The sequence below is a fragment of the Bradyrhizobium sp. USDA 3397 genome, from assembly GCF_054060965.1.
The window spans coordinates 7,620,606-7,643,914 of record NZ_JBSSDS010000001.1 but is presented as its reverse complement, the minus strand read 5'-3'; the positions used below and the strand labels follow the sequence as shown (position 1 = coordinate 7,643,914).

Annotated in this window: 24 protein-coding genes; 11 read left to right on the top strand and 13 right to left on the bottom strand. The window is 65.4% G+C overall.

Annotated elements, in window-relative coordinates:
- Positions 1-43: 43 nt before the first annotated feature.
- Complete coding sequence (locus ACVWYQ_RS35580) at positions 44-1,558, top strand: CYTH and CHAD domain-containing protein (protein WP_456727031.1); 1,515 nt, start codon at positions 44-46, stop codon at positions 1,556-1,558.
- 16 nt (positions 1,559-1,574) lie between these two features.
- Positions 1,575-1,943: an avidin/streptavidin family protein gene (locus tag ACVWYQ_RS35575; protein WP_404542857.1), complete on the top strand. Its 369-nt coding sequence runs from the start codon at positions 1,575-1,577 to the stop codon at positions 1,941-1,943.
- 59 nt (positions 1,944-2,002) lie between these two features.
- On the opposite strand, the gene ACVWYQ_RS35570 is transcribed toward ACVWYQ_RS35575, so the two are convergent.
- Both ACVWYQ_RS35570 and ACVWYQ_RS35565 read right to left on the bottom strand, forming a co-directional pair.
- The gene (locus ACVWYQ_RS35570) at positions 2,003-2,185 is read right to left on the bottom strand and encodes a hypothetical protein (protein ID WP_271542317.1); all 183 of its coding nucleotides are present in this window, start codon (positions 2,183-2,185) and stop codon (positions 2,003-2,005) included.
- Between the two features lie 172 nt (positions 2,186-2,357).
- Positions 2,358-2,582, bottom strand: a complete 225-nt coding sequence (locus tag ACVWYQ_RS35565) for a hypothetical protein (protein ID WP_271542319.1) — start codon at positions 2,580-2,582, stop codon at positions 2,358-2,360.
- 343 nt (positions 2,583-2,925) lie between these two features.
- Between ACVWYQ_RS35565 and ACVWYQ_RS35560 the strand changes: the two genes are divergently transcribed.
- The 4 genes from ACVWYQ_RS35560 (at position 2,926) to ACVWYQ_RS35545 (ending at position 7,993) form a co-directional block, all read left to right on the top strand.
- Entirely contained in the window at positions 2,926-4,167 is a 1,242-nt protein-coding gene (locus ACVWYQ_RS35560; RefSeq protein ID WP_404542860.1) for an MFS transporter, read from the top strand.
- Positions 4,168-4,234: 67 nt separating this feature from the next.
- Positions 4,235-5,428, top strand: coding sequence for a M20/M25/M40 family metallo-hydrolase (locus tag ACVWYQ_RS35555; RefSeq protein ID WP_271542323.1), 1,194 nt, complete (start codon positions 4,235-4,237; stop codon positions 5,426-5,428).
- A 168-nt stretch (positions 5,429-5,596) separates the two neighbouring features.
- Positions 5,597-6,682 carry a mandelate racemase/muconate lactonizing enzyme family protein gene (locus tag ACVWYQ_RS35550; RefSeq protein ID WP_404542862.1) on the top strand — a complete coding sequence of 362 codons (1,086 nt, stop codon included), beginning with the start codon at positions 5,597-5,599 and terminating at the stop codon, positions 6,680-6,682.
- 162 nt (positions 6,683-6,844) lie between these two features.
- Complete coding sequence (locus ACVWYQ_RS35545; RefSeq protein ID WP_404542864.1) at positions 6,845-7,993, top strand: amidohydrolase; 1,149 nt, start codon at positions 6,845-6,847, stop codon at positions 7,991-7,993.
- Positions 7,994-8,197: 204 nt separating this feature from the next.
- On the opposite strand, the gene ACVWYQ_RS35540 is transcribed toward ACVWYQ_RS35545, so the two are convergent.
- Positions 8,198-8,413, bottom strand: coding sequence for a hypothetical protein (locus tag ACVWYQ_RS35540; RefSeq protein ID WP_109144595.1), 216 nt, complete (start codon positions 8,411-8,413; stop codon positions 8,198-8,200).
- 91 nt (positions 8,414-8,504) lie between these two features.
- Between ACVWYQ_RS35540 and ACVWYQ_RS35535 the strand changes: the two genes are divergently transcribed.
- Complete coding sequence (locus ACVWYQ_RS35535; protein WP_404542867.1) at positions 8,505-9,227, top strand: DUF72 domain-containing protein; 723 nt, start codon at positions 8,505-8,507, stop codon at positions 9,225-9,227.
- Between the two features lie 205 nt (positions 9,228-9,432).
- Here the strand turns inward: ACVWYQ_RS35535 and ACVWYQ_RS35530 are convergent, their stop codons facing one another.
- Positions 9,433-10,620, bottom strand: a complete 1,188-nt coding sequence (locus ACVWYQ_RS35530) for a CaiB/BaiF CoA transferase family protein (protein WP_404542869.1) — start codon at positions 10,618-10,620, stop codon at positions 9,433-9,435.
- Positions 10,621-10,951: 331 nt separating this feature from the next.
- On the opposite strand from ACVWYQ_RS35530, the gene ACVWYQ_RS35525 reads away from it, so the two are divergent.
- Together ACVWYQ_RS35525 and ftsH are read left to right on the top strand one after the other, a co-directional pair.
- A complete protein-coding gene (locus ACVWYQ_RS35525; RefSeq protein ID WP_036002069.1) occupies positions 10,952-11,233 on the top strand; it encodes a hypothetical protein in 282 nt (93 codons plus the stop codon).
- Between the two features lie 228 nt (positions 11,234-11,461).
- Entirely contained in the window at positions 11,462-13,303 is a 1,842-nt protein-coding gene (ftsH, locus tag ACVWYQ_RS35520) for an ATP-dependent zinc metalloprotease FtsH (RefSeq protein WP_404542872.1), read from the top strand.
- A 6-nt stretch (positions 13,304-13,309) separates the two neighbouring features.
- Here ftsH and ACVWYQ_RS35515 read toward each other — a convergent pair whose 3' ends face one another.
- Positions 13,310-13,543, bottom strand: coding sequence for a hypothetical protein (locus ACVWYQ_RS35515; RefSeq protein WP_128262508.1), 234 nt, complete (start codon positions 13,541-13,543; stop codon positions 13,310-13,312).
- A 376-nt stretch (positions 13,544-13,919) separates the two neighbouring features.
- Between ACVWYQ_RS35515 and rpoH the strand changes: the two genes are divergently transcribed.
- Positions 13,920-14,807, top strand: coding sequence for an RNA polymerase sigma factor RpoH (gene rpoH, locus ACVWYQ_RS35510; protein WP_404542875.1), 888 nt, complete (start codon positions 13,920-13,922; stop codon positions 14,805-14,807).
- 343 nt (positions 14,808-15,150) lie between these two features.
- Here the strand turns inward: rpoH and ACVWYQ_RS35505 are convergent, their stop codons facing one another.
- From ACVWYQ_RS35505 to groES, 3 genes are all read right to left on the bottom strand, one after another.
- A complete protein-coding gene (locus ACVWYQ_RS35505) occupies positions 15,151-15,483 on the bottom strand; it encodes a hypothetical protein (protein ID WP_404542877.1) in 333 nt (110 codons plus the stop codon).
- Between the two features lie 79 nt (positions 15,484-15,562).
- Positions 15,563-17,182 (bottom strand): chaperonin GroEL, encoded by a 1,620-nt coding sequence (gene groL, locus ACVWYQ_RS35500; RefSeq protein ID WP_128262511.1) that lies wholly within the window; start codon positions 17,180-17,182, stop codon positions 15,563-15,565.
- 36 nt (positions 17,183-17,218) lie between these two features.
- Positions 17,219-17,533 carry a co-chaperone GroES gene (groES, locus tag ACVWYQ_RS35495; RefSeq protein WP_036020204.1) on the bottom strand — a complete coding sequence of 105 codons (315 nt, stop codon included), beginning with the start codon at positions 17,531-17,533 and terminating at the stop codon, positions 17,219-17,221.
- Between the two features lie 274 nt (positions 17,534-17,807).
- Between groES and ACVWYQ_RS35490 the strand changes: the two genes are divergently transcribed.
- Positions 17,808-18,695: a VOC family protein gene (locus ACVWYQ_RS35490; RefSeq protein WP_404542880.1), complete on the top strand. Its 888-nt coding sequence runs from the start codon at positions 17,808-17,810 to the stop codon at positions 18,693-18,695.
- A 2-nt stretch (positions 18,696-18,697) separates the two neighbouring features.
- Here ACVWYQ_RS35490 and ACVWYQ_RS35485 read toward each other — a convergent pair whose 3' ends face one another.
- The 5 genes from ACVWYQ_RS35485 to ACVWYQ_RS35465 are packed head-to-tail and all read right to left on the bottom strand — an operon-like array spanning position 18,698 to position 23,309.
- Positions 18,698-19,747: a LacI family DNA-binding transcriptional regulator gene (locus ACVWYQ_RS35485; RefSeq protein ID WP_271542347.1), complete on the bottom strand. Its 1,050-nt coding sequence runs from the start codon at positions 19,745-19,747 to the stop codon at positions 18,698-18,700.
- Positions 19,744-20,388: a ThuA domain-containing protein gene (locus tag ACVWYQ_RS35480; RefSeq protein WP_404542882.1), complete on the bottom strand. Its 645-nt coding sequence runs from the start codon at positions 20,386-20,388 to the stop codon at positions 19,744-19,746. Before ACVWYQ_RS35480 ends, ACVWYQ_RS35485 begins: the two co-directional genes overlap by 4 nt.
- 10 nt (positions 20,389-20,398) lie before the next feature.
- Positions 20,399-21,496, bottom strand: a complete 1,098-nt coding sequence (locus tag ACVWYQ_RS35475; protein ID WP_404542884.1) for a Gfo/Idh/MocA family protein — start codon at positions 21,494-21,496, stop codon at positions 20,399-20,401.
- A 21-nt stretch (positions 21,497-21,517) separates the two neighbouring features.
- Positions 21,518-22,363 (bottom strand): carbohydrate ABC transporter permease, encoded by an 846-nt coding sequence (locus tag ACVWYQ_RS35470; protein WP_404542886.1) that lies wholly within the window; start codon positions 22,361-22,363, stop codon positions 21,518-21,520.
- On the bottom strand, positions 22,356-23,309 hold the full coding sequence (locus ACVWYQ_RS35465) for a carbohydrate ABC transporter permease (RefSeq protein ID WP_271542354.1): 954 nt from the start codon (positions 23,307-23,309) through the stop codon (positions 22,356-22,358). The genes ACVWYQ_RS35470 and ACVWYQ_RS35465 overlap by 8 nt, the downstream gene beginning before the upstream one ends.

Here is a 23,309-nt window from a genome sequence, read left to right as displayed (position 1 = left end):
CCGCACCGGCGCCGACTTGAATCGGCAACGGAAGCACAGTCCGATGAATGCCGAAACGGAACTCAAATTCCGCCTTGCGCCGCGAAAGCTGTCATCCATCTTGCGCGACGGCGCTTTGAACGGACGACACAGCGACCGGTCGGAGCAGGCACTCGTGTCGACCTACTACGACACCAGCAAGCAGAAGCTCAGGCGCCATGGCCTCACGCTCCGCGTCCGCAAGGTTGGCGATCGCTATGTGCAGACCGTAAAGGCCGACGGCTCCGGAGCCGCGACGCGCGGCGAATGGGAGCATGACGTCGCAGGCGCAAGGCCCGACTTGACGAAGGTCAAGAACACGCCTCTTGCGGATCTCGCGTCTAAAAAACTTCCGCGCAAGCTGCGGCCGGTGTTTCGGACCGAGGTTCATCGCACGACTGAAGCAAGGCGGGTGCGACGGAGCCAGATCGAGCTCGCCGTCGACCGTGGCCGCATCGGCGCCGGGCGGCGCTCGCGGCTGGTCGCCGAGCTCGAGCTGGAATTGAAATCCGGGCAAATCGCCGATCTGTTTCGACTGGCACGCAATGTCGAACGCAAAACGGGCGTCGAGCTCGATCTGCGCTCGAAAGCCGAGCGAGGCTTTCAACTCGTGACGGGAAACGGCGCAGGCGCGCAATACGCCGAACGGGTCGAGCTGAAACGAGAGCTCTCGCCGCGCAATGCCTTCGGCGTGATCGCACATTCGACGCTTCGCCAGATCACGGCGAATGCCGATCCCGTGCGGGACATGGATTCGGAAGGTGTCCACCAGATGCGCGTCGGCCTGCGGCGCCTGCGGGCGGCGATCTCGCTGTTCTCCGACATCCTCCCGCGCGCCAGCACGGAGCGGATCAAGGCCGAGCTCAAATGGCTCACGGGCGAGCTGGCGCCGGCGCGCGAGATCGACGTCTTTCTCACGGAAAGCATTCTGCCGATCGCGGACCAAGGCGTGCCGAATCGCGGCGCACGCGCGATCGCCGAGAAATTTTCCACGGAGCGAGGCGCAGCCTTCGCGCGCGCCCGCGAGGCCGTCGAATCGCCCCGCTACCGCCGCCTGCTGATCGACGTGATCGAGTGGATCGAAACCGGACAGCCCCGCCCCGATGACGACCGGTCGATTGCCGGTTACGCCGCGGCGGTGCTGGACCGCCGGATCAGGAAGGCGCGCAAGCAGGGCAAGCATCTGGACGATCTCGACCCGATGCAGCGTCACAGGCTGCGGATCAAGATCAAGAAGATCCGTTACGCCGTCGACTTCTTCAAGAGCCTGTATAGCGATCGCGACCAGAAACAGCTCGCAAATCTCTCCGATCAGCTGAAGCAGATCCAATCCGCGCTAGGATCGCTCAACGACTTCATGACGCATCGAGAGCTGGCGACGGAGACAGCGTTGGCGGCGCCGCCGGCGAACCGGCGCGCCGTGGCTTTTGCATCGGGGTTCATCGTCGGCCGGGACCGTGAGGCGGCGCGCGGCCTGATGAAGACCGCCGCCGGGGAGCTGCATCGATTGCACCGGCTGCACATCACACCGGGCAAATGACCATGGGAGAACCGGGATGTCATGGGTCGGCAGTTGGCGAAATCAGTTCGGCTCCATCCTGCGCATCATCAGCGAGACGGAGGAGCGCGTCGAAGGCACGTTCGAGACCGCGCTTGAAGACAGCGGCTTCTATGGACAAACGGTGCAGGTCACCGGATTTCATCGGGGCAATTGCATCGGCTTCGTCGCCGTGGGCTCGTCCGCCACGGGCGACAGCGTCGTTTCGTACACGGGATTGTTGCGTCACGAGAAAATGGAGACCGCTTGGTTCGTGGTTGCCGACCAGGCGCTGAGTGCCGCCAGCGAGGGCGACCCCGCAAAGCTCAAGCCATCGAACTGGTGGCGCGCCGTCACAACCAACGTCGATACTTTCGAACGGGTCTAGCGCCGTCCCCCCACCTGACGGACCTTTGAGCCAGAAAGCCCGGTGCCGCAACCATAGAGCTAGGGCCTTGTGATCGCCGGTTCCACAGGGACAATCTGCAGTCCGGCAGCGTTCAGCGCTTCAGTGATCTGCTTGGCCAGCAGCTTGGCTTCTTCAGGTCCGATTTCAGCGTCCGGAAGGCCCTTGAAGAACGCGCAAACCGTCGTCGCTATGATGGTATTGACCTGGTGCGGATCAATCATTTGCTGCACGCGACATTAAGAATGACTCCACCGGCGCGGCGGTCACCTGCCGGGCCGTGGCGGGTCATCGCAAGCCGAAGAACGAAAGAATGACGGCGATCACAACGATTAGCCCTATGAGGTAGATCAGACCGTTCATCGCAATTCTCCTTTCCCACGTGATGGGTTGGATTCATTCGAGGGTCGTCGCCGCGTCCCTGGCACTACCCTGCTGAACGGCCAGTTTTTCGAGCTCCACTTCCTTCTCGATGGCCGCCAGAGAGTTGCCGATCTTGTCGACGATCCTGGCCAGATCGGCATTGGAGATGCGAAGCCGCCTGCGTACCGACTTGACCTGCTCAGCGTTCGCAAGATCGAGCGTCGTGCGAATGGGCCGTGGTGGTCTCGACGACAGCATGATCAGGTCTCCTTAACCTGGGTAAGAGAGACGATGTCTCCTTTGTTCCTACGTCCGCCAACGGAAGCTCCCAAGAGCGAAGATGATGCAACCGTCGCGCGCACCGCGGAGACGCCCACAACACTTCATCCCCGGGGCGCAACGCCATGACTCCGTACCGGGGTGAGCGCCGTCTCGAAAGTGGTGCGTTGCAATGCAGCTAGCTCTCGGCAATGGCATTGCTCGATAGCTCGAGTACCAGTCCGAGGTCACATTCCGGCATGAGGGGGGCGCGCTGCCGCCATTGGCACCCACCCCGTCGATCATGTAACCCACCCCAAAACCTTCTCGGGACGGGACGCTCATGACCACCGCCGCCGACGACGCGGGCACCGCCACCCGCGCGCTGATCTTCGCGCTGATCGCGCTCGCCTGCGGCCACATGCTGTCGACCTTGCTGCGCACCATTCCGGCCGTCAGCCTCGACCTGATGGCGGCGGATTTCCACATCGAGTCGCAGGCGCTGGCGAGCCTCACGTCGGTCTACCACTTCGCCTTTGCGGCCTCGCAGATCCCGGTCGGGGCGGCGATGGACCGGTTCGGCGTGCGGCCGGTGTCGCTCGCCCTGCTGGCGGGAACCGTGTTCGGCGCGATGGCCTCGGGGTTTGCGACGGGACCCGAGAGCTTCGCCGTCGGGCAGCTGCTGCTCGGCGTCGCGACTTCGGGCATGCTGATGTGCCCGATGACGCTCGCAGCCAAGCAATTGTCGGCGGAGCGGTTCGGATTGTGGTCGGGTGCCATCCTCTCGATCGGCAATATCGGCATGCTGCTGTCGGCGAGCCCGCTCGCCTTTGTGATCGACACTTACGGCTGGCGCGCGGGGTTCTGGATCTCCGCGATCGGCGGCGTCGTGGTGGCGCTCGCGGTGTTCGCGCTGGTGCCGCACCAGGCGGCCGAGCACAAGGACGATTCCTCGCCGCTGTCGCAGATGATCGATGTGGTCAGGCTCGGCCTGTCGCGGCCGCTGCGCGGCGTGATCGCGCTGGCGATGGTGTCGCTGGCGAGCACGCTGGTGCTGCGCGGCCTCTGGGGCGGGCCCTGGCTGATGGAGATCAAGGGCCTGACGCGGATCGAGGCCGGCAACCAGCTCGGCGCGTTCACGCTGGCGATGATCGCAGGCCCGCTGCTGGTCGGCATGATCGACCGCAGGCTCGGCCGCCGCCGCGAGCTGGTCGCCGGAACGCATGCGATCGCGGCGCTGCTGCTCGCGCTGATGGCGCTGGGAGCGCCGCACTTTGCCGTTGCATGGCTGTTCGGCGTGAACGTCATGCCGCCGTCCTACGATCTGGCATTGTTCGTGCTCATCGGGCTCTTCACGTCGGCGCAGCCGCTGCTGTTCGGCATGTCCAGGCAACTGGTCGATGCGCAGGTCGCCGGCAAGGCGCTTGCGGCCGTCAATCTCGCCTTCTTTCTCGGCACTGCGCTGATGCAATCCGTCACCGGCGCGGTGGCCGCGCTCGCGGGGCTGCCGGCAGTGCTGCTGTTCATGGCGGCGGCGCTGGCGCTCGGCGTGCTGATCTTCTTGATCTACACGCAGCGCGTCTGAGCCCCTTGCGAAATGCGGAAGCGCAGGAGATGCTGCGCCGCCATCCGCATCAAGGGAATTCGAGTCCATGCCTGTCGACACCAAAGCCGCCACCGATCGTCTCATGCGCTTCCTCGCCGTGGAGGGCGTCACCGGGCAGGAGGCGGCGATCGGGCGGGAGCTCACGGCTGCGCTGAAGGAGAGCGGTGTGCCGGCGGAGGCGATCCGGCTCGACGACGCCAATACGCGGATTCCGGTGCCGACCGAGACCGGCAACCTCATCGTCGACCTGCCCGGCCGCGGCGCGCTGCACAACCAGCCGCGGATCATGTTCATGACCCACATGGACACCGTGCCGCTGTGCGCCGGTGCCAAGCCAAAGTTGACGGGGCGCAAGATCGTCAACGACGCCAGGACCGCGCTCGGCGGCGACAATCGCTGCGGCTGCGGCGTGCTGGTGACGCTGGCCGCCGAGCTCGAAAAGCAGAAGCTCGATCATCCGCCGATCACGCTTCTGTTCTGCGTGCGCGAGGAGAGCGGGCTCTATGGCGCGCGGCACGTCAAGCTCGACGAGCTCGGGAAGCCGGTGATGGCGTTCAATTATGACGGCGGCTCGGCCTCCAATGTCGTGATCGGGGCGGTCGGCGCCGACCGCTGGACGGTCGAGATCTTCGGCCGCGCCTCGCATGCCGGCGTCGCACCGGAGCGCGGCATCTCCTCGACCATGATCATGGCGCTGGCGCTTGCGGAGGTGAAGGCCGGCGGCTGGTTCGGCAAGGTGGTGAAGGGCAAGAGGCAAGGCACCAGCAATGTCGGCCCTGTCACCGGTGGCGAAGGCCGCCCCGCGGGCGATGCCACCAACGTCGTCACCGACTACGTGCATGTGCGCGGCGAGAGCCGCAGCCATGACGGCAAGTTCTTCAAGGAGATCACCAAGGCCTACAAGGCCGCGTTCGAGAAAGCGGCCAAGAAGGTCACCAACGCGCAAGGCAAGTCCGGCAAGGTCAAGTTCAAGGCCGAGACCGACTATTATCCGTTCCGCATGAAGGAGAATCTGCCGGTGGTCAAACGCGCGATCGAGGCGGTGTCTGCCGTGGGCGGAACGGCGAACGTGCGCGCCGCCAATGGCGGCCTGGACGCCAACTGGATGGTCCGCCACGGCGTTCCGACCGTAACATTCGGCGCCGGCCAGAACGAGGCGCACACGGTCGACGAATGGATCAATCTCGACGAATACGACCGCGCCTGCGCGCTGGCGGTGCAACTCGCGACGATGCGGTAGATCGTAGGGTGGGTTAGCTCCGCGGATTGCGCGTAGTGCAAACCGCGGGGCGTAACCCACCACTGTTCGTATCCGCGGTGACAGAAGAGGTGGGTTACGCCAGCGTTTGCGCTTCGCGCAGCCGCTAGCTAACCCACCCTACGAAGAACAAAAAAACAGGGAGGCCACATGCCGCGCATCGCACACATCGAGACCGGGCTCTACCGGATTCCCCTCCCCATCACGCTGTCGGACTCCACGCATGGCGACATGACGGCGTTCGAGCTGATCACCTGCCGCATCCGCGATGCCGACGGTGCCGAAGGGGTCGGCTACACCTATACGGTCGGGCGCAACGGCGGGGCTGTGGCCGACATTCTCAAGCGCGAGATCCCGCCGCTGGTCGAAGGGCGCGAGGCCGAGGATACCGAGGCGATCTGGCATCATGTCTGGTGGGGGCTGCATTATGGCGGGCGCGGCGGGCCGGCGGTGCTGGCGCTCTCGGCACTCGACATCGCGCTGTGGGATCTGAAGGCGCGGCGCGCCAAGCTGCCGCTGTACCGCCTGCTCGGCGGCTTCGATGCGCACGTGCCGTGCTATGCCGGCGGCATCGATCTCGATCTCTCCGTCGATGCGCTGCTGAAGCAGACCGACGGCAACCTCGCCAAGGGATTTCGCGCCATCAAGATGAAGGTCGGCCGGCCCGACCTCAAGTCCGATGTCGCGCGCATCTCCGCGATGCGGCAACATCTCGGCGACGGCTTTCCGTTGATGGCCGACGCCAACATGAAATGGACGGTCGAGGAGGCGATTCGCGCCGCGCGCGCTTTCGTTCCTTTCGACCTCACCTGGCTCGAGGAGCCGATCATCCCCGACGACGTCGCGGGCCATGTGCGCATCATGCAGGCGGGCGGCGTGCCGATCGCGACGGGCGAGAATCTGCGCTCACTGTGGGAGTTCAAGAACTACATCGCCAGTGGCGCGGTGTCCTATCCCGAGCCCGACGTCACCAATTGCGGCGGCGTCAGCGCGTTCATGAAGATCTCGCGGCTGGCGGAAGCGTTCAACCTGCCCGTCACCAGCCATGGCGCGCATGACATCACCGTGCATCTGCTCGCGGCCTGCCCGAACCGATCCTATCTGGAGGCGCACGGATTCGGGCTCGACAAGTATATCGAGCATCCGCTGGTGCTGAAGGACGGGCTGGCGCTGGCGCCGGACAGGCACGGGCACGGGATCGGGTTTGATTGGAAGGGGCTGGCGAAGCTGGCATAACACCCATGCTCGTCATTCCGGGGCGCGACGAAGTCGCGAACCCGGAATGACGGGGAAAGAGCGGCGTGCTTTGCACGCGAGCCATTTGCTGGCGCTTGATGCAGCGGTCCAATAATCGGCTATGCTGACTCAAGTCGATCCTCCTCGCGAAAGATCCCTGCCTTGTCCCCCGAACTGCACCAGAAACTGACCGCGTGGCGCCGGCACCTCCACGCCCACCCGGAGCTGTCGCTCCAGGAGAAAGAGACCTCTGCGTTCGTGCAGGAGAAGCTCACCGAGCTCGGCATTCCCTTCGAGGCTGGCATCGGCGGCCACGGCATCGTCGCAACCTTGAGGCGCGGCCACGCGCAGAGGCGGGTTGGCCTGCGCGCCGACATGGATGCGCTGCCGATCACCGAGGACACCGGCCTGCCCTACGCTTCGACGACGTCCGGCGTGATGCATGCGTGCGGCCATGACGGCCATACCGCCGCGCTGCTGGGCGCCGCAGCGCTGCTCGCCACTGATACCGATTGGAGCGGCACGGTCGATTTCATCTTCCAGCCGGCCGAGGAAGGCTTTGGCGGCTCGCGGGCGATGGTCGCGGCCGGCTTGTTCGATCGCTTTCCGATGGAGCGGATCTTCGGCTTCCACAACTGGCCGGGCCTTGCCGCCGGCACCATCGCCGTGCACGACGGCGTCGTGATGGCCTCCGGCGGGCGCATCTCCATCACTATCGAGGGCCACGCCGGGCACGCCGGCATGCCGCATCTGACTCGCGATCCCGTGGTGGCGGCCGGGCACCTCATCGTCGCGCTGCAATCGGTCACCTCGCGCGGCGTCGATCCGCTCGACACCGCCGTGCTGTCGCTGTGCACGATCGAAGGCGGCACCGCGCCGAACCAGATCGCCGGACGCGTCACCATCCGCGGCACGCTGCGCTATCACCGCGAGGCGGTCAAGGACGTCATCCTCGACGGCATCACGCGCACCTGCGCCGGAATTGCGACCAGCTTCGGCGTCAAGGTCACGCCCGAGATCGTCTGGGGGGTTGGCGTCGTGATCAACACGCCCGACGAGGCCGACCTCGCGCGCATCGCAGCGGAGAAGGTGCAGGCGCCGGTGCGGCGCGATCTCGCGCCGAGCATGGCCGGCGAGGATTTTGCCCATTATCTGCAGCAGCGGCCCGGCGCCTTCGTCTGGATCGGCAATGGCGAGTTGCGCGAGGGCGCCGAGCTGCACGGCCCGCGCTACGACTTCAACGACGCGATCCTGCCCGTGGCCTCACGCTGGATGGCCGAAGTCGCCAAGGCGGCGCTGGCGTCGAATTAAAGCGCCATGCCATGAGGCTTGATCGCCGCAACGGGGACGGTGCGCTCCCTCTCCCGCTTGCGGGAGAGGGTTGGGGAGAGGGTGTTTCCGCGATGGGACAATCCCCTAGAGGAGAAAGCCCTCACCCGCGCCTTCGGCGCGACCTCTCCCGCAAGCGGGAGAGGTGAACGAGCCGCGCCAGTCCCCGACCACGAGAGATCAGCATCACGAGATTTCGCGCGGCAGCTTCCAGTCCGGGCGCGGCGCGAATGTCTCGTCCACGCGCTCGACGTGATAGCCGGCGGGCAGAATGTGGCCACCCTCCTCGTCGGCAACGGGGACGTCGGTGACGAGGCCTTCGATCAAGGCGGCTTCCCACACTTCCTTCTCGGTCGGAAAGGGATTGCCGATCTGCTTGTTGCCTTCGAACAGCGCGTACATCGGTTCCGGTCCTCACCGTTGATGCTCACGAGAAACGTATCGGCCACACGGACGTTCCCTCCGGCAAATGGCAACGAATGGTACGTGAAACATGGCGCGCGTTCTGATCGGAACTTCGGGCTGGCATTACGCCTCCTGGCGCGGCCCGTTCTTCCCCGAGGGCGTGACGCTGAAGCAGCAGCTCAGCTATTATGCCGGGCAGTTCGACACCACGGAGCTGAACGGGGTGTTCTACCGCACGCCGACGCCGGAGGCGGTGAAGGGATGGCGGGAGCAGACCGGCCGCGATTTCGTGTTCGCCTGGAAGGCGTCCAAGTTCATCACGCACTGGAAGCGCCTGTCGGAGCGCTCCGTCAACAGCCTCGAGCTGCTGGAGGACCGCATCTCCAGGCTCGGCGGCAAGGCCGGCCCGATCCTGTTCCAGCTGCCGCCGCAATTCGAGGCGAATGCGGACCGGCTCGCCTCGTTCTGCAAGCTGCTGTCACGAAAGCGGCGTTACAGTTTCGAATTCCGCCATCCGAGCTGGTATCAGCCGCGCATCCTGCGCATGCTGGCTGAGGAGAACATCTCGCTGTGCCTGTCCGATCATCACGACGCGCCCGCGCCGTGGAAGCGTACGGCGGATTTTGTCTATGTGCGCGGACACGGGCCAAGCGGGCGCTATCACGGGCACTATACCAAACCCACGCTGGCGCAATGGGCCAAGCGCATCAAGTCGTGGAAGCGGCAGGGCTGCGACGTCTATGTCTATTTCGACAACGACCAGAAGAGCGCAGCGCCCGCCGATGCCAAGGCGCTGAAGCAATTGCTGTGACGCGCAGGGCTTGGTTCACCTCTCCCGAAGGGAGAGGTCGGAGCGCATCGAAGATGCGGTCCGGGTGAGGGGTCAAGGTCTCTCTGAATGCCGCGGGCCCCTCACCCGGATTGCTACGCCGCGCAATTGCGCGTCCTAGCAATCCGACCTCTCCCCGTCGGGGAGAGGTGAAGCACGGCAGTCTGCGGAACCGAATGATATGCCGCTAGATGACGCCGCTCTGCCGGAGCGCCGCGATCTCGTCCGCACCATAGCCGAGGTCGGCGAGGACGCGGTCGGTGTGCTCGCCGAGGGTCGGCGGGCGGTGCGCGATCTCGCCCGGCGTTTCCGACAGCCGCACCGCGGCGCGGGCAACCGGTGCCTGCTTCGGCAGGCCGGGATAGTCGACATCCTGCATGAAGCCGGCGGCGCGGATGTGCGGATGATCCAGTGCCTGCTGCGGCGAGAGCACAGGGCCGGTCGGGATCATCGCCTGGCCGAGCGTATCGACGGCCTCCTGCGTGGTCCGCTCGGCGCACCAGCGCGCCATCCGCTCGCTGATGAGCGGGCCGTTGTTGCCGCGGCTGATGTCGTCGGCAAAGCGCGGATCGTTCAGCCACACATCTTCCTCACCCATCAGCCGCGCCCAGCGCTTGAACAGCGGATGGCCGGTGACCTGGCACAGCACCCAGCCGTCCTTGGTGCGGTAGATGTCGGCGGGCGCGGCGGTCTGGCCGAGATTGCCCGTCGGCACGCGGTTGACGTTAATGACAGCCTGCTCGATCAGCGTGGCATTGGTGAAGGACAGAGCGGTTGCGAGCAGCGCGCCCTCGACGATCTGCCCCCGCCCGGACTTGCCGCGCTCGATCAGCGCGGCGAGCGTGCCGAAGGCGCAGTGCAGCGCGGTGCCGAAATCGACCCAGTTCACCGCGGCGCGGTACGGCGGATCGCCCGCGCCCGTCATGTACACCGAGCCCGACATCACCTGGCCGACGCCGTCGAAACCGACGCGGTCGGACCACGGGCCCGGCCCGCCGAACGCGGTCGCCGTGGTCAGGATGATGTCCGGCTTGATCGCCTTCAGCGAGTCGTAATCGAGCTTCATCGCGCGCAGGGTCTGCGGCGGCAGGTTGGCGACCACGACGTCCGCGGTCGCGATCAGGCGGCGCATCACCTCCTGGCCTTCCGCCTTCATCGGATCGAGCGTGATGCCCTTCTTGTTGCGATTGATCTGGAGGAACAGCGCGCCCTCGCCGCCTTCACCCACCGGCGCGACGAACCGGTCCTCGCTGCCGTCGCGCTTCTCGACGCGGATGACCTCGGCCCCGAACTCGGCCAGCAAGGTGGCGCAATAGGGCCCGGCGATATAGCGCCCGAAATCGAGCACGCGCACGCCCTCCAAGACTCCTCCCATGGATTCCTTCCTTTGATGTTTTGCTCAAATTACAGCGGCCGGCTGTCACCGCAAGGCACGACATCCATGCTGGCCCAGGAATGAGCCGCGGACATTTCGACCGGCGGAATTGGACGGCACACCCGGCAGTGACGATGGCGGCCAACGCCTCTCTCCTCCGCGAGTGACGCCCCTGCGCGCCGCGACCAAACGTCGGAGCCGCAGCACGAGACTTGAAGTCGTCACGGCCGATCCTAAGTTCGAATGCAGCCGGGCCCCGTGTTTGGCGAGACGAAACTCATGCAAAGGATTGAGAAGCCCGCTTGCGCGGGCATAAGTCGAGGGAAGTCACATGAGAAAGCTTGCTCTTGCAATCGCCGCGGCAGCAACGCTCCTCATCGGAACCGTTGCGCCGGCCTCGGCCCATTGGCGGGGCCATCATCATCATTGGGGCGGTCCAGGCATCGGTCCGGCCATCGCGCTCGGCCTGTTCACCGGAGCGCTGGCCGCCGCGGCCGCACCTCCGGTCTATTATGCGCCGGTCTATGGTCCGCCGCGATACTATTATGGCCCCCGCTATTACCGGACCGTCCGGTATTATCCGGCGGCATATCCTTACTGGTATCCCTGGTGAGCTGATGCAAAGGCCCGGCCTGCAACCGGGCCTTATCGCTGCCCGGCATCTCGATCGCCTGCGTACGGCGCTGCCGAGCCCGCGTTTGGGATGACTGGAACCGATGGCAGCAGGAGAAGTTCTGTCGCTAAGATGCAGGTCCGGAGGCGCACCGGGCCCGAGCGAGCGCGCCAAAATGCGCCTCGACGTTAGCCCGGCCCGCGTAACACGATCGGATCTGGCCTCCCCATGAACAAGAATGCCCGTTTCAATATCGGATACGCCATCGCCGCAATTTTCGCGGTCTTCCTGATTCAGTATCTGATCTCGGCGGCGAACCAGATCGCGGTGATCCCCTACAGCGAATATCAGCAATTGCTGCGGCAGGGGAAAGTCGAGGCGGTCGGCATCTCCGACCGCACCTTGCAGGGCACGCTGAAGGAGCCGCTGTCCGGCGGCCAGAAGCAATTCGTCACCACGCGCGTCGACCAGGACGTCGCCCAGGAACTGGAGAAGCACAGCGTCCGCTTCACCGGGCAGATCGAGAGCACGTTTCTGCGCGACCTGTTGTCCTGGGTCATGCCGGTTCTGCTGTTCTTCGGCGTCTGGTGGTACATCGGCCGCCGCATGGCCGAGGGCGGCGGGATCGGCGGCGGGCTGATGGCGATCGGCAAGAGCAAGGCCAAGGTCTACGTTGAATCCAACACCGGCGTCACGTTTGCCGACGTCGCCGGCGTGGACGAGGCCAAGGACGAGCTGCGCGAGGTTGTCGATTTCCTGAAGAACCCGACCGACTATGGTCGCCTCGGCGGCCGCATGCCGAAAGGCGTGCTGCTGGTGGGCCCGCCAGGCACGGGCAAGACCTTGCTCGCCAAGGCCGTGGCCGGCGAGGCGAGAGTGCCGTTCTTCTCGATCTCCGGCTCGGAGTTCGTCGAGATGTTCGTCGGCGTGGGCGCCGCGCGGGTGCGGGACCTGTTCCAGCAGGCGCACGACAAGGCGCCGGCGATCATCTTCATCGACGAGCTCGATGCACTGGGCCGCGCCCGCGGCATCGGCCCGTTCGCGGGCGGCCATGACGAGAAGGAGCAGACGCTCAACCAGCTGCTGGTCGAGCTCGACGGCTTCGATTCGCGCTCCGGGCTCGTCATCCTCGCCGCCACCAACCGGCCCGAAATCCTCGACCCCGCCCTGCTCCGCGCCGGCCGCTTTGACCGCCAGGTGCTGGTCGACCGCCCCGACAAGAAGGGCCGCATCGAGATCCTCAAGGTGCACATGAAGAAGGTGCGCCTCGCCGACAATGTCGACGCAGACGCCGTTGCCGCGCTGACCCCTGGTTTCACCGGGGCCGACCTCGCCAATCTCGTCAACGAAGCCGCGCTGCTGGCGACGCGCCGCGCCGCCGAAGCGGTGACCATGAGCGATTTCAACAATGCGGTCGAGCGCATGGTCGCCGGGCTGGAAAAGCGCAACCGCCTGCTCAACCCCAGGGAACGCGAGATCGTCGCCTATCACGAGATGGGGCACGCGCTCGTCGCGCTCTCACTGCCGGGGACCGATCCCGTGCACAAGGTCTCGATCATCCCGCGCGGCGTCGGCGCGCTCGGCTACACCATCCAGCGGCCGATCGAGGACCGCTTCCTGATGACCAAGGAGGAGCTGGAGAACAAGATGGCGGTGCTGCTCGGCGGCCGCGCCGCGGAGCTGATCGTGTTCGGGCACCTGTCGACCGGTGCGGCGGACGATCTGCGCCGCGTCACCGACATCGCCCGCAGCATGGTGACGCGTTACGGCATGTCGGAGCGTCTGGGCAGCGTCGCCTATGAGCGTGATCCCGGCAACTTCCTGGCCGGCCCTGACCGCCCCTATCCGACGCGCGAGCGCGACTATGCCGAGGAGACCGCCGCCGCGGTCGACCACGAGGTGAAAACCATCGTCGACCAGGTGTTCCAGCGCACCCAGGGCATCCTGACCACGCGGCGGCCGATCCTGGACCGCGCCGCAAAGAAGCTGCTCGAGAAGGAAACGCTGGAGCAGAGCGACATCGATGTGCTGATCCGGGAGATGCCCAAGGAAGGGCTGCGGGCGATCTAGGGCCACTCACGCGGCGCGCTTGCGCCTGATCTCGGCGGGAAGCTCGATCATCCGCCTGTCCGGCGGCGAACCGTTCGAGATGAGCGGCGCGGGCGCGCCCTCGCGCTTCGGCGCCTCGATCCCGATGCCGGGATCGGTGCTTCTGGCGTGCCATTCGATCAGGAGATGGCCGGCCACCAACATCAAGCCGGCGCAGAACAGCGCAAGAGCTGCGCTCACGAGATCACGATAGTCATCCATCCCACGAACCAAGCATGCGTGCAGCCTCATCGGCGCCTGCGTGGACCAGATTGGAATGAAGGCTCCGCGTTTCAAGAGCCTGTCTGCAGCGGCAAAGGCATACGGCAATCGCAATTTCCGTCACGACCGTTCACGCTGGAACATTCCGGCCATCTCCAAATTCTAGTGGCGCCCACCGGCCTGAGGCGTCTGGGTGCCATGATCGGGCTCAGCGGATCAGGTTCGCGGTGGTCCAACCATCTTGCTCTAACGAGGATTTGGCCATGAAACCTGACTGCGCTCGGACCGCGCCGCTCTCGGCGCTTCACTCAGATTATCGCTTGGATCGGCAAGGCGCCCCTGATCGGGGCGAACGGTGCTCGTGAGGGAGGGCGCGATGTTGGTTGCCTCACTTCCTGCCCTTCACGGGGAAAGCGGGCTATCCCGCTATCTCAAGGAGATCCATCGCTTTCCGCTGCTCGAGGCATCGGAGGAAGCCGAATATGCGCGGCGATTGCGCGATTGCGGCGATCGTGACGCCGCCTATCGGCTGGTGACGAGCCATTTGCGGCTCGCAGCCAGGATCGCGCTGCAATATCGCCGCTATGGCCTCGCCATCGCCGACCTCATCTCGGAGGCCAATGTCGGGCTGATGCTGGCCGTCAAGCGGTTCGATCCCGAGAAAGGCTTCCGGCTTGCGACCTACGCCTCCTGGTGGATCAAGGCCTCGGTTCAGGAATACATCCTGCGATCATGGTCGCTCGTCAAGCTGGGCACCACTGCTGCGCAGAAGAAGCTGTTCTTCAACCTGCGCAAGCTGAAGAGCAGACTTGGGGTCGCGGAGGATGGCGATCTCCGGACGGATCAGCTGACAACTATCGCCAAACATCTCGACGTGAGGGAAGCCGACGTCGCCGAGATGAACGGCCGGCTGCGCGGCGACATCTCACTCAACGCGCCGATCAGCGTCGAGGCGGAAGGCGACCAATGGCAGGACCGGCTGGTGGATCCCTCTCCCGATCCGGAGAGCCTGCTGCTGGACGCGGCCGACCGTGAACGCACCAAGGCTGCCCTCGCCGATGCACTCGCTGCGCTGACACCGCGGGAGCGCAGCATCGTCGAGGCGCGATATCTCGGCGAGCCGCAGCAGACGCTGGATGCGCTCGCCGGCAAGTTCGCCATCTCGCGCGAGCGCGTCCGGCAGATCGAGCAGCGCGCGTTGCAGCGGATCAAGGCGAAGATGTCCGCGCGTCTCGATGAGGCGCGCCTTGCGACGTCGCGTTAGGCGAGCGAAGAAGAATGCTGATCGGCCAAGGCCGATCAGCATCCTCTGCAGATATCGGGGACGAGACGTTCGGGCGAAAACTCCCGGCTCCTGCGCTCGGTCTGGCCGGACTTCTCAGGATCGCTCCGAGACGCTCCGACGGAACTGGTCGCAAGCTGCCGGGCGGGCTCGGCCAAGCTCCGCATCTCGGCGCGAGGCGTGTCGGCCTCCTTGGCCTGGAGCCCATTGGCCATGCCCAACAAAGCGACGGCGAGGACAATGCCTCTCATCTGATGATCCTCCTTTCGCGTGAGCGATGAGTGGCTGCAACGATGAGGAGCGGCCTCGCCGGCCGCTCCCCGTATCAGCTGGTGGCAGGCTCCGGCCTGTCCCGATCAGGCGGCGTGAGGTCGAGCCGGATCCCGGATGGCCCGAGGACCGGCAGCAATGTGTCCACCTTCATGGTCGGGCTGCCCCGGTCCCAGCTCGACCACGGCATCGTGTCCAGGTACGGGATCGGCGGCAAGGCGAGCCGCTCGAAACTGTCCGCCGTCTTGGCGGCAGGGCCGGCGCTTTCGGCGCCAAAGGCCGCAAAGGGCACCAGCGAGAGGCCAGCCCCAACGGCCAAGGCGGCGAGCCGCCGCAACGTTTTCCGAGTGGTTTCCCCGCGAGCGGAGAAAGCACGATCCTTGATCATTTCATCCTCCTTTCGTTCGAGAACACAGTCACAGATCCATGGCAAACGAGCCCGGCCGTTCGGCCGGGCTCGCCCGTCCTCAGAAGTCCATCGCGGGAGCGCTCGGCGCTTCCGTCTTCTTCGGCTTCTCGGCCACCAGCGCTTCGGTCGTGATGAGCAGCGAGGCCACCGAGGCCGCATCCTGCAAGGCGGTGCGGACGACCTTGGCAGGATCGATCACGCCGGCCTGCACCAGATCCTGGTACTCGCCAGTCGCGGCATTGAAGCCCCAGGTGTAGGTCTGGTTCTCGAGCAGCTTGCCGACCACGACGGAGCCGTCCTCACCCGCATTCTGCACGATCTGCCGCGCCGGGACCTGGATGGCGCGGCGCACGATGTCCACGCCCGCCTTCTGGTCGGCATTGGCGGTCTTGACGCCGTCGAGCGCCTTGAGCGCGCGCAGCAGTGCCACGCCGCCGCCCGGCAGGATGCCTTCCTCGACCGCGGCCCGGGTCGCATGCAGAGCGTCGTCGACGCGATCCTTGCGCTCCTTGACCTCGACCTCGGTCGCGCCGCCAACCCGGATCACCGCGACGCCGCCGGCGAGCTTGGCGAGGCGCTCCTGCAGTTTCTCGCGGTCGTAGTCCGAGGTGGTTTCCTCGATCTGCGCCCTGATCTGCTGGCTGCGCGCCTCGATGTCCTTCTTGGCGCCGGCGCCGTCGACGATCGTCGTGTTCTCCTTCTCGATCACGACCTTCTTGGCGCGGCCTAGCATCTTCACGGTGACGTTCTCGAGCTTGATGCCGAGATCTTCGGAGATCACGGTGCCGCCGGTGAGGATCGCGATATCCTCCAGCATCGCCTTGCGGCGGTCGCCGAAGCCCGGCGCCTTGACGGCTGCCACCTTCAGGCCGCCGCGCAGGCGGTTGACGACCAGCGTCGCCAGCGCCTCACCCTCGACCTCCTCCGCGATGATCAGGAGCGGCTTGCCGGATTGCACGACCTGCTCCAGCAGCGGCAGCACGGTCTGCAGGCCCGACAGCTTCTTCTCGTGGATCAGCACATAGGGATCTTCGAGCTCGGCCTTCATCTTCTCGGCGTTGGTGACGAAATAGGGCGAGATGTAGCCGCGGTCGAACTGCATGCCCTCGACCACTTCGAGCTCGGTGTGCAGGCTCTTCGCTTCCTCGACCGTGATCACGCCCTCGTTGCCGACCTTCTGCATCGCATCCGCAAGGAAACGGCCGATCTCGGTGTCGCCGTTGGCCGAGATGGTGCCGACCTGGGCGATCTCGTCGTTGGAGGTGATCTTCTTGGCGTGCGACTTGAGGTCGGCGACGATCGCGTCCACGCCAAGGTCGACGCCGCGCTTGAGGTCCATCGGATTCATGCCGGCAGCGACCGCCTTGGCGCCCTCCTTGACGATGGCCTGCGCCAGCACGGTCGCCGTGGTGGTGCCGTCTCCGGCGAGATCACTGGTCTTGGAGGCGACTTCGCGCACCATCTGGGCGCCCATGTTCTCGAACTTGTCCTCCAGCTCGATCTCCTTGGCGACGGTGACGCCGTCCTTGGTGATGCGGGGAGCGCCGAACGATTTCTCGATAACCACGTTGCGTCCCTTTGGACCGAGCGTGACCTTCACCGCATTAGCCAGTGTGTCGACGCCCCGCAGCATGCGCTCGCGGGCCTCGGTCGCGAACTTCACGTCCTTGGCAGCCATGTTGTTAAACTCCTTTCCGTTCGATGACTGTCAGCGTTACGCCGCCTTCTTCAGCGTGCCGGCCTGCTCGGCCACGCCGAGAAGATCGCTTTCCTTCATGATCAACAGCTCCTCGCCGTCGATCTTGACCTCGGTGCCCGACCACTTGCCGAACAGCACCCGGTCGCCGACCTTGACGTCGAGCGGCACGAGCTGGCCCTGCTCGTTTCGCCCGCCCGGCCCCACGGCGATGACCTCGCCCTGCTGCGGCTTCTCCTTGGCGGTGTCGGGAATGATGATGCCGCCGGCGGTCTTCTCCTCGGCATCGATGCGGCGCACGAGCACACGGTCGTGCAACGGGCGGAAATGCATGCACATCCTCCTTGGGTAGGTTCAGCGATGTCCAAAATCCGGGTCCGGAACCGGCCCCCGGGCGGCAAACGACCTAGGAACGGGTCGAATTCCGTTCAAGGGTCACAGCAGAGAAAAAATTGTCGCAGGGCGCCTCCGCGGAAGCAGCGGCGGCTGGCGAGACGGCAATCGGCATGTCGTCCGCGCCGGCAGGACGTGCCCGGCGGAAAAATTCGACGGCCGGAAACTATGCTTTAAGATGCACCGGTTCGTCCCCAGCGAGAAGTGCACACCCATGCCGCAGCAATTCGACCGATCCGCAGAAGATCTCGGTAACGCCCTCCATTTCGAGCACGTCAACATCCAGGTCCCGGACCAGCGCCTCGCCACGCTGTTCTACGTCGCCGGGCTGGGGCTCACCCGCGATCCCTACCTGATGGTGTCCGACACCAACATGTGGATCAACGCCGGCCGGAGCCAGTTTCATCTCCCGAGCGGCCGCCCGCAGGTGCTGCGCGGACACATCGGCCTCGTCATCGAAGGCCGCGAGGCGCTGCTGACGCGGCTTGCGTCGGTCGCGAAGAAGCTCGAGGGCACCGCGTTCGCATTCAGCGAGCGCAACGACCATGTCGAGGCGGTTTGCCCCTGGGGTAACCGCGTGCGCTGCTACGAGCCCGACGTCGCGCGGTTCGGCCGGATCGCGCTCGGCATCCCCTATGTCGAGTTCGACGTGCCCAAGGGATCGGCGGCCGGCATCTGCGCCTTCTATCCCGAGATCATGGGCATGCCCGCGAGCCTGCGGAACGGCGATGGCACTGTTGCCGCGGTGAAGACGGGCCGCAGCCAGCATCTGTTGTTTCGCGAGACCGACCGGCCGCAAGCCGATTATGACGGCCACCATGTGCAGATGTACATCACGGACTTCTCCGGTCCCTACCGCAAGCTGCTCGCGCGCAAGCTGATCTCCCGCGAGGACAATCAATACCAGTACCGGTTCTGCGACATCGTCGACCTCGACAACGGCAAGCCGCTGTTCACGGTCGAGCACGAGGTGCGCTCGGCGACCCATCCGATGTTCATGCGGCCGATGGTCAACCGCAATCCGGCGCTCAACAACCGCAATTATGCCTTCGGCCACGACGAGTCGTCGTGGGCGATGGGGCCGGATCAGTACGAGGGATAATTCTACGGCAGATTGTCCCGCAAAAAGATGTCGATGCGGATGCGCTCCTGGTCGGGGCTGATCGGCTCGCCCGAACAATGCGCGAGCAGGACTCGCGCCGCAGACCGCGCCTCATGGCCGGCATCCTGGTTGATGACGGCATCGAGCGTGCCGCGCACCAGGAACCGTCTAGTGTGCTCGGTCAGCTCATGGGTGATCCAGACCACCTCGCGCGCGCGGCCCGAGGCCTCGAGCGCATCGGCGATGCCGCGGTTTCCGGCGCCGCAGCAATAGATGCCGCGGAGGTCGGCGTGGCGCGCGAGCAGCGCGGCAGTAAGGTCCCGCGTGCGGTCGCTGTCGTCGCGCCCCTCGATGACGGGCAGTGCGGACAGGTTCGCATACTCGCTCGACAGGATCTGGTGGAAGCCGAACTGCCGTTCGGTGTGGTCGCGCAGCGACAACGATCCCGCAATCACGGCGACGGTGCCCTCGCGCCCGGCGAGGAAGCGCCCCATCAGCGTGGCGGCGGTGCGGCCCGCGGCCGGATTGTCGATCCCGACATAATGCACCCGGGACGAGCTCGGCGCATCCGATACCAGGGTGACCACCGCAACCCCGCGCGCGACGAGCTCGTCGATCGCGGCGCGAACCCGGGGATGATCGAGCGCGATGACGGCGACGCCCTGATAGGCCGACGAGAGATTCTCCAGCGCACCGGCAAGGACATCGGGGTCGAACACGTCGACATGGTGGATGTCGATGAAGCCCCGATGGCCGGCGAGCCAGTCCGCGGTGCGCGCGACCTGCTCGCTGAGATTGGTCATGAAGCTGTTGCTGCCGATCGGCAGCACGAAGGCGAAGCGGAAGGTCTGCCCGCGGGCGAGCCGCGCCGCGGCAAGATCGGCGCGATAGCCGAGCTTTGCCACGGCGGCCTCGACGCGCGCGACGGTCTTGGCGCGGACACCCTCGCGCCGGTTGACGACGCGATCGACGGTGGCGAGCGAAACGCCCGCCGCGCGCGCGACGTCCTCGAGCGTGGCCCGAAGCACCGGCTGGGTCGCGCCTTCAGTCATTCGCGCGCGGCCCACAGCATGCCGCGGGTCATCAGCGTCCGGATCTCCGGCACGTCGAGCTCGTAGGCGCGGTGGCCCAGCGAGGAATAGAACACCCTCCCCGCGCCATAGCGCTTCTTCCACACCACGGGCATCACCACGCCGTCGATCCAGGGCGCGTGCTCACCGGTGAAGGTCGTCGTTGCCAGGACCTCGATGGCGGGATCGACATGCATGTAATATTGCTCGGACCGATGCTCGAAGCTCTTCAGACCCGTCATGATCGGATCGTCCGGCTTCGTCAAGTCGACCTTGTAGTCGATGATGTTGCCGGGATGGGCGACCCACTGCCCGCCGCACAGGAATTGGTAATCGACCGATTCGCGGAAAGCATCGCACATGCCGCCATGATGGCCGGCAAGCCCGACGCCGCTGCGCACCGCGTCGCAGAGGTTGAGCGCGTCCGCCTTCTCGATCTTCGACATCGTGTAGATCGGGATGATCAACGAGAGATCATGGATCGAGGGATCGCCGAACGCCTCCGTCGTCGTTTCAATCCGCACCTCGAAACCTTCCGCCTTCAGCCAGCCGCGGATCATCGAAGCGCAGAGATCGGGATCGTGTCCCGGCCAACCACCCCATACAATCATTGCCTTGCGCATGGTCATTCCCTCAATCGATCTGTCCGGTTTCGCGCCCGGCCGGCAGCATCGCCGGCCGCTCGACGCGGCTCTCGATCTTGACGCGACGGCCCTCGTCGGCGGAAGTCTGGAACGCCTCCATCACCTCCAGCACGTGGAGGGCGAGCGCGCCGCTGGCGCGATGCGGCCGGTCGTTCAGGATCGCGGACGCCATGTCGGCAACGCCGATCGAGCGGAACTCGCCCTCGACGTGACCGTGCGTCAGCGGCATCGCCTCCCATTCGCCGCCGGTTTTGGCCACCTGCACCTCGCCGCCGAAGCGATTCGGGTCGGGCACCAGCATGCTGCCCTTGTCGCCGTAGATCTCGATCGGCGCATGCCGATGTTTCGGCACGTCGAAGCTCATCGTGATCGACACGACCGCCCCGCTCTCGAACTCCAGCGTCCCCGCGACATGGGTCGGGACCTCGACCGGAATCAGCGCGCCGTTCATCGGCTGGCTGGTGACGAGGCGCTCGGTTTTGGGGCGCGCGGTCGAGCCCATCACGCTGGCGACCGGACCGAGCAATTGCACGAGATCGGTGATGTAATACGGCCCCATGTCGAGCATCGGCCCGCCGCCGCGCAGATAGTAGAAGCCGGGCGCCGGATGCCAGCGCTCGTGACCGGGGCAGCCGAAGAAGGCGCTGCCCGCGACGGGCGTGCCGATCGCGCCGTCGTCGATCAGCTTGCGCGCGGTCTGATGGCCGCCGCCAAGGAACGTGTCGGGCGCGCAGCCGACGCGCAGGTTCTTCTGCGCGGCGAGCTCCATGACCTTGCGCGCCTCAGCGACATTGATGCCGAGCGGCTTCTCCGAATGGACGTGCTTGCCGGCGTTCAGCACCGCCAGGCTGACATCGGTGTGGGCGAGCGGCACCGTGAGATTGACGACGATTTCGACATCGTCGCGCTTCAACAATTGGTCGACCCGCATTCCCGGCAAGCCGAAGGCTGCGCCCTGGCGCTCCGCAATCTCGCTGCGCATGTCGGCGAGCGCCCTGACCTCCATGACCGGAAAGCGCTGGGCCGCCTTGAGATAGGCGGTGCTGATCACCCCGCAACCGATGATTCCGATGCCGACTTTTCTCATGTTATCTCCTCAGAATACGGCTCATCCCTTGACCGCGCCTGCGGTGAGGCCGGCCACGATGTGCTTCTGGGCCAGCAGGAACAGAATGATCGTGGGCAGGATGGTGAGTGTGATGAAGGCCAGGATCAGGTGCCATTCGGACGAGTATTCGCCCTGGTAGACCATGATGCCGAGCGGCCAGGGATACAGCGCATCGGTGTTCAGCATCACCAGCGGCAGCAGGTAGGCGTTCCAGCTGTTGACGAAGGTGATGGTGCCGACGGTCGCCAGGATCGGCCGCGATAAGGGCAACGTCACATAGCGGAAGAACTTGATGTAGCTGCAGCCGTCGACCAGCGCGGCCTCGAGCAGCTCGTATGGAATGTCCTTGAAGAAGCGACGTAGCAGCAGCACGCTCATGGCGAGGCTGAACGCCACCTGCGGCAGCGCGACGCCGAAATAAGTATCGAGCAGGCCGAGATCCCTCACCTTGATGAACAGAGGCAGCACGGCGGTCGCGGCGGGAAACAGCAGGCCCAGCGTCAGATAGCTGAGCAGCATCGATGAGCCGAAGAACCTGACATGGGCGAAGGTGAATGCGGCCATCGAAGCCGTGATCAGAGTCAGCGCCACCGCCAGCGTCGAGATGACAAGCGAATTGCGCAGCAGCTGCCAGTAGCGCGCCGAGAATAGGATGTCGGCGTAGTTCTGCCACTCCCATTGTGCAGGCAGGCCGAATGGATTGACACGGAGCTCGCCGAGCGACTTGAAGCCGCCGAGCAGGGTCGCGAGCAGCGGCACCAGGACGAAGATCGCGACCAGGCCGAGGAACAGCGCCTTGAACAGCGCTGCGGGATCGAATGCGCTTTTAGCCCCGGCACTATTCATCGCGCATGAACCATCGCTTGTAGGTGAAGGCAAAGGTCACGCAGATCGCGAACAGGATGACGCCGATGGCGCTGCCATAGCCGACCCGCATGCGCGAGATGCCGTTGTTGTAGAGAAAGCTCACCAACGTATTCGAGGAATCGGCCGGTCCGCCGCGCGTCAGCGGCATGACGAGATCGAACAGCTGCAGGGATCCGATGATGGCGAAGAACACCGACAGGCGGATCGTCGGATAGAGCAAGGGGATCACGACGTGGCGCAGCGTCTGCGTCCGCGTCGCGCCGTCGATACGGGCGGCCTCGACCAGGTTCTTGTCGAGGCTCTGGAGCGCCGCGATGAACAGCATCATGTGGAAGCCGAAATACTTCCAGACCACGACGATCAGCACCGCCAGCATCGCCGTGTCGGTCGAGGCCAGCAAATGCGGAGGCTCGGCGCCGAAGGTGCGCCAGATCGAGGCGACGAGGCCGTAGTCGCCGTCATAGACGAAGCTGAAGATCAGGCCGGTCGCAATCTCGGCGAGGATGTAGGGCATGAAGAACAGCATGCGCAGCGCCACGGCGCCGCGAAAGCGTTCGGCCAGCATGAGGGCGAGCGTCAGCGCAAGCGGCAGCTGGATGGCGAGCGAAACGGCGATGATCAGCCCGTTGTTGCGCAGCGCGAGCCAGAAGGCCCGCGTCTCCAGCACGAAGCGGTAATTGTCGAAGCCGATCCAGTTCGTCGGCCTGCCGAACCCGTTCCAGTTGAAGCCCGAGTACCAGGCGGCCTCGCCGATCGGCAGCACCACGAACAGCGTGAACAACAGCAGCGCGGGCGGCAGGAACAGGATCAGGACGGTGAAGCGGCCATCCCAGCCTGGGCCACGAACCGCGCCACGAATCCCGACTTGGGGGGCCGCCTCACCGGCAACGCCGATCGGCGAGGTGATCGCGATCCGTCGCGCCAC

Excerpts from the sequence above, each read along its gene's own strand:
- ACVWYQ_RS35530 (WP_404542869.1), bottom strand. The coding sequence starts at position 10,620 with ATGGGAGGAGTCTTGGAGGGCGTGCGCGTGCTCGATTTCGGGCGCTAT.
- ACVWYQ_RS35535 (WP_404542867.1), top strand. The coding sequence starts at position 8,505 with ATGGCGCGCGTTCTGATCGGAACTTCGGGCTGGCATTACGCCTCCTGG.
- ACVWYQ_RS35485 (WP_271542347.1), bottom strand. The coding sequence starts at position 19,747 with ATGACTGAAGGCGCGACCCAGCCGGTGCTTCGGGCCACGCTCGAGGAC.
- rpoH (WP_404542875.1), top strand. The coding sequence starts at position 13,920 with ATGTTGGTTGCCTCACTTCCTGCCCTTCACGGGGAAAGCGGGCTATCC.
- groL (WP_128262511.1), bottom strand. The coding sequence starts at position 17,182 with ATGGCTGCCAAGGACGTGAAGTTCGCGACCGAGGCCCGCGAGCGCATG.
- ACVWYQ_RS35515 (WP_128262508.1), bottom strand. The coding sequence starts at position 13,543 with ATGGATGACTATCGTGATCTCGTGAGCGCAGCTCTTGCGCTGTTCTGC.
- ACVWYQ_RS35475 (WP_404542884.1), bottom strand. The coding sequence starts at position 21,496 with ATGAGAAAAGTCGGCATCGGAATCATCGGTTGCGGGGTGATCAGCACC.
- ACVWYQ_RS35550 (WP_404542862.1), top strand. The coding sequence starts at position 5,597 with ATGCCGCGCATCGCACACATCGAGACCGGGCTCTACCGGATTCCCCTC.
- ACVWYQ_RS35565 (WP_271542319.1), bottom strand. The coding sequence starts at position 2,582 with ATGCTGTCGTCGAGACCACCACGGCCCATTCGCACGACGCTCGATCTT.
- ACVWYQ_RS35540 (WP_109144595.1), bottom strand. The coding sequence starts at position 8,413 with ATGTACGCGCTGTTCGAAGGCAACAAGCAGATCGGCAATCCCTTTCCG.
- ACVWYQ_RS35555 (WP_271542323.1), top strand. The coding sequence starts at position 4,235 with ATGCCTGTCGACACCAAAGCCGCCACCGATCGTCTCATGCGCTTCCTC.
- ACVWYQ_RS35480 (WP_404542882.1), bottom strand. The coding sequence starts at position 20,388 with ATGCGCAAGGCAATGATTGTATGGGGTGGTTGGCCGGGACACGATCCC.
- ACVWYQ_RS35470 (WP_404542886.1), bottom strand. The coding sequence starts at position 22,363 with ATGAATAGTGCCGGGGCTAAAAGCGCATTCGATCCCGCAGCGCTGTTC.
- ACVWYQ_RS35525 (WP_036002069.1), top strand. The coding sequence starts at position 10,952 with ATGAGAAAGCTTGCTCTTGCAATCGCCGCGGCAGCAACGCTCCTCATC.
- ACVWYQ_RS35575 (WP_404542857.1), top strand. The coding sequence starts at position 1,575 with ATGTCATGGGTCGGCAGTTGGCGAAATCAGTTCGGCTCCATCCTGCGC.
- ACVWYQ_RS35505 (WP_404542877.1), bottom strand. The coding sequence starts at position 15,483 with ATGATCAAGGATCGTGCTTTCTCCGCTCGCGGGGAAACCACTCGGAAA.
- ftsH (WP_404542872.1), top strand. The coding sequence starts at position 11,462 with ATGAACAAGAATGCCCGTTTCAATATCGGATACGCCATCGCCGCAATT.
- ACVWYQ_RS35570 (WP_271542317.1), bottom strand. The coding sequence starts at position 2,185 with ATGATTGATCCGCACCAGGTCAATACCATCATAGCGACGACGGTTTGC.
- ACVWYQ_RS35580 (WP_456727031.1), top strand. The coding sequence starts at position 44 with ATGAATGCCGAAACGGAACTCAAATTCCGCCTTGCGCCGCGAAAGCTG.
- ACVWYQ_RS35490 (WP_404542880.1), top strand. The coding sequence starts at position 17,808 with ATGCCGCAGCAATTCGACCGATCCGCAGAAGATCTCGGTAACGCCCTC.
- groES (WP_036020204.1), bottom strand. The coding sequence starts at position 17,533 with ATGCATTTCCGCCCGTTGCACGACCGTGTGCTCGTGCGCCGCATCGAT.
- ACVWYQ_RS35560 (WP_404542860.1), top strand. The coding sequence starts at position 2,926 with ATGACCACCGCCGCCGACGACGCGGGCACCGCCACCCGCGCGCTGATC.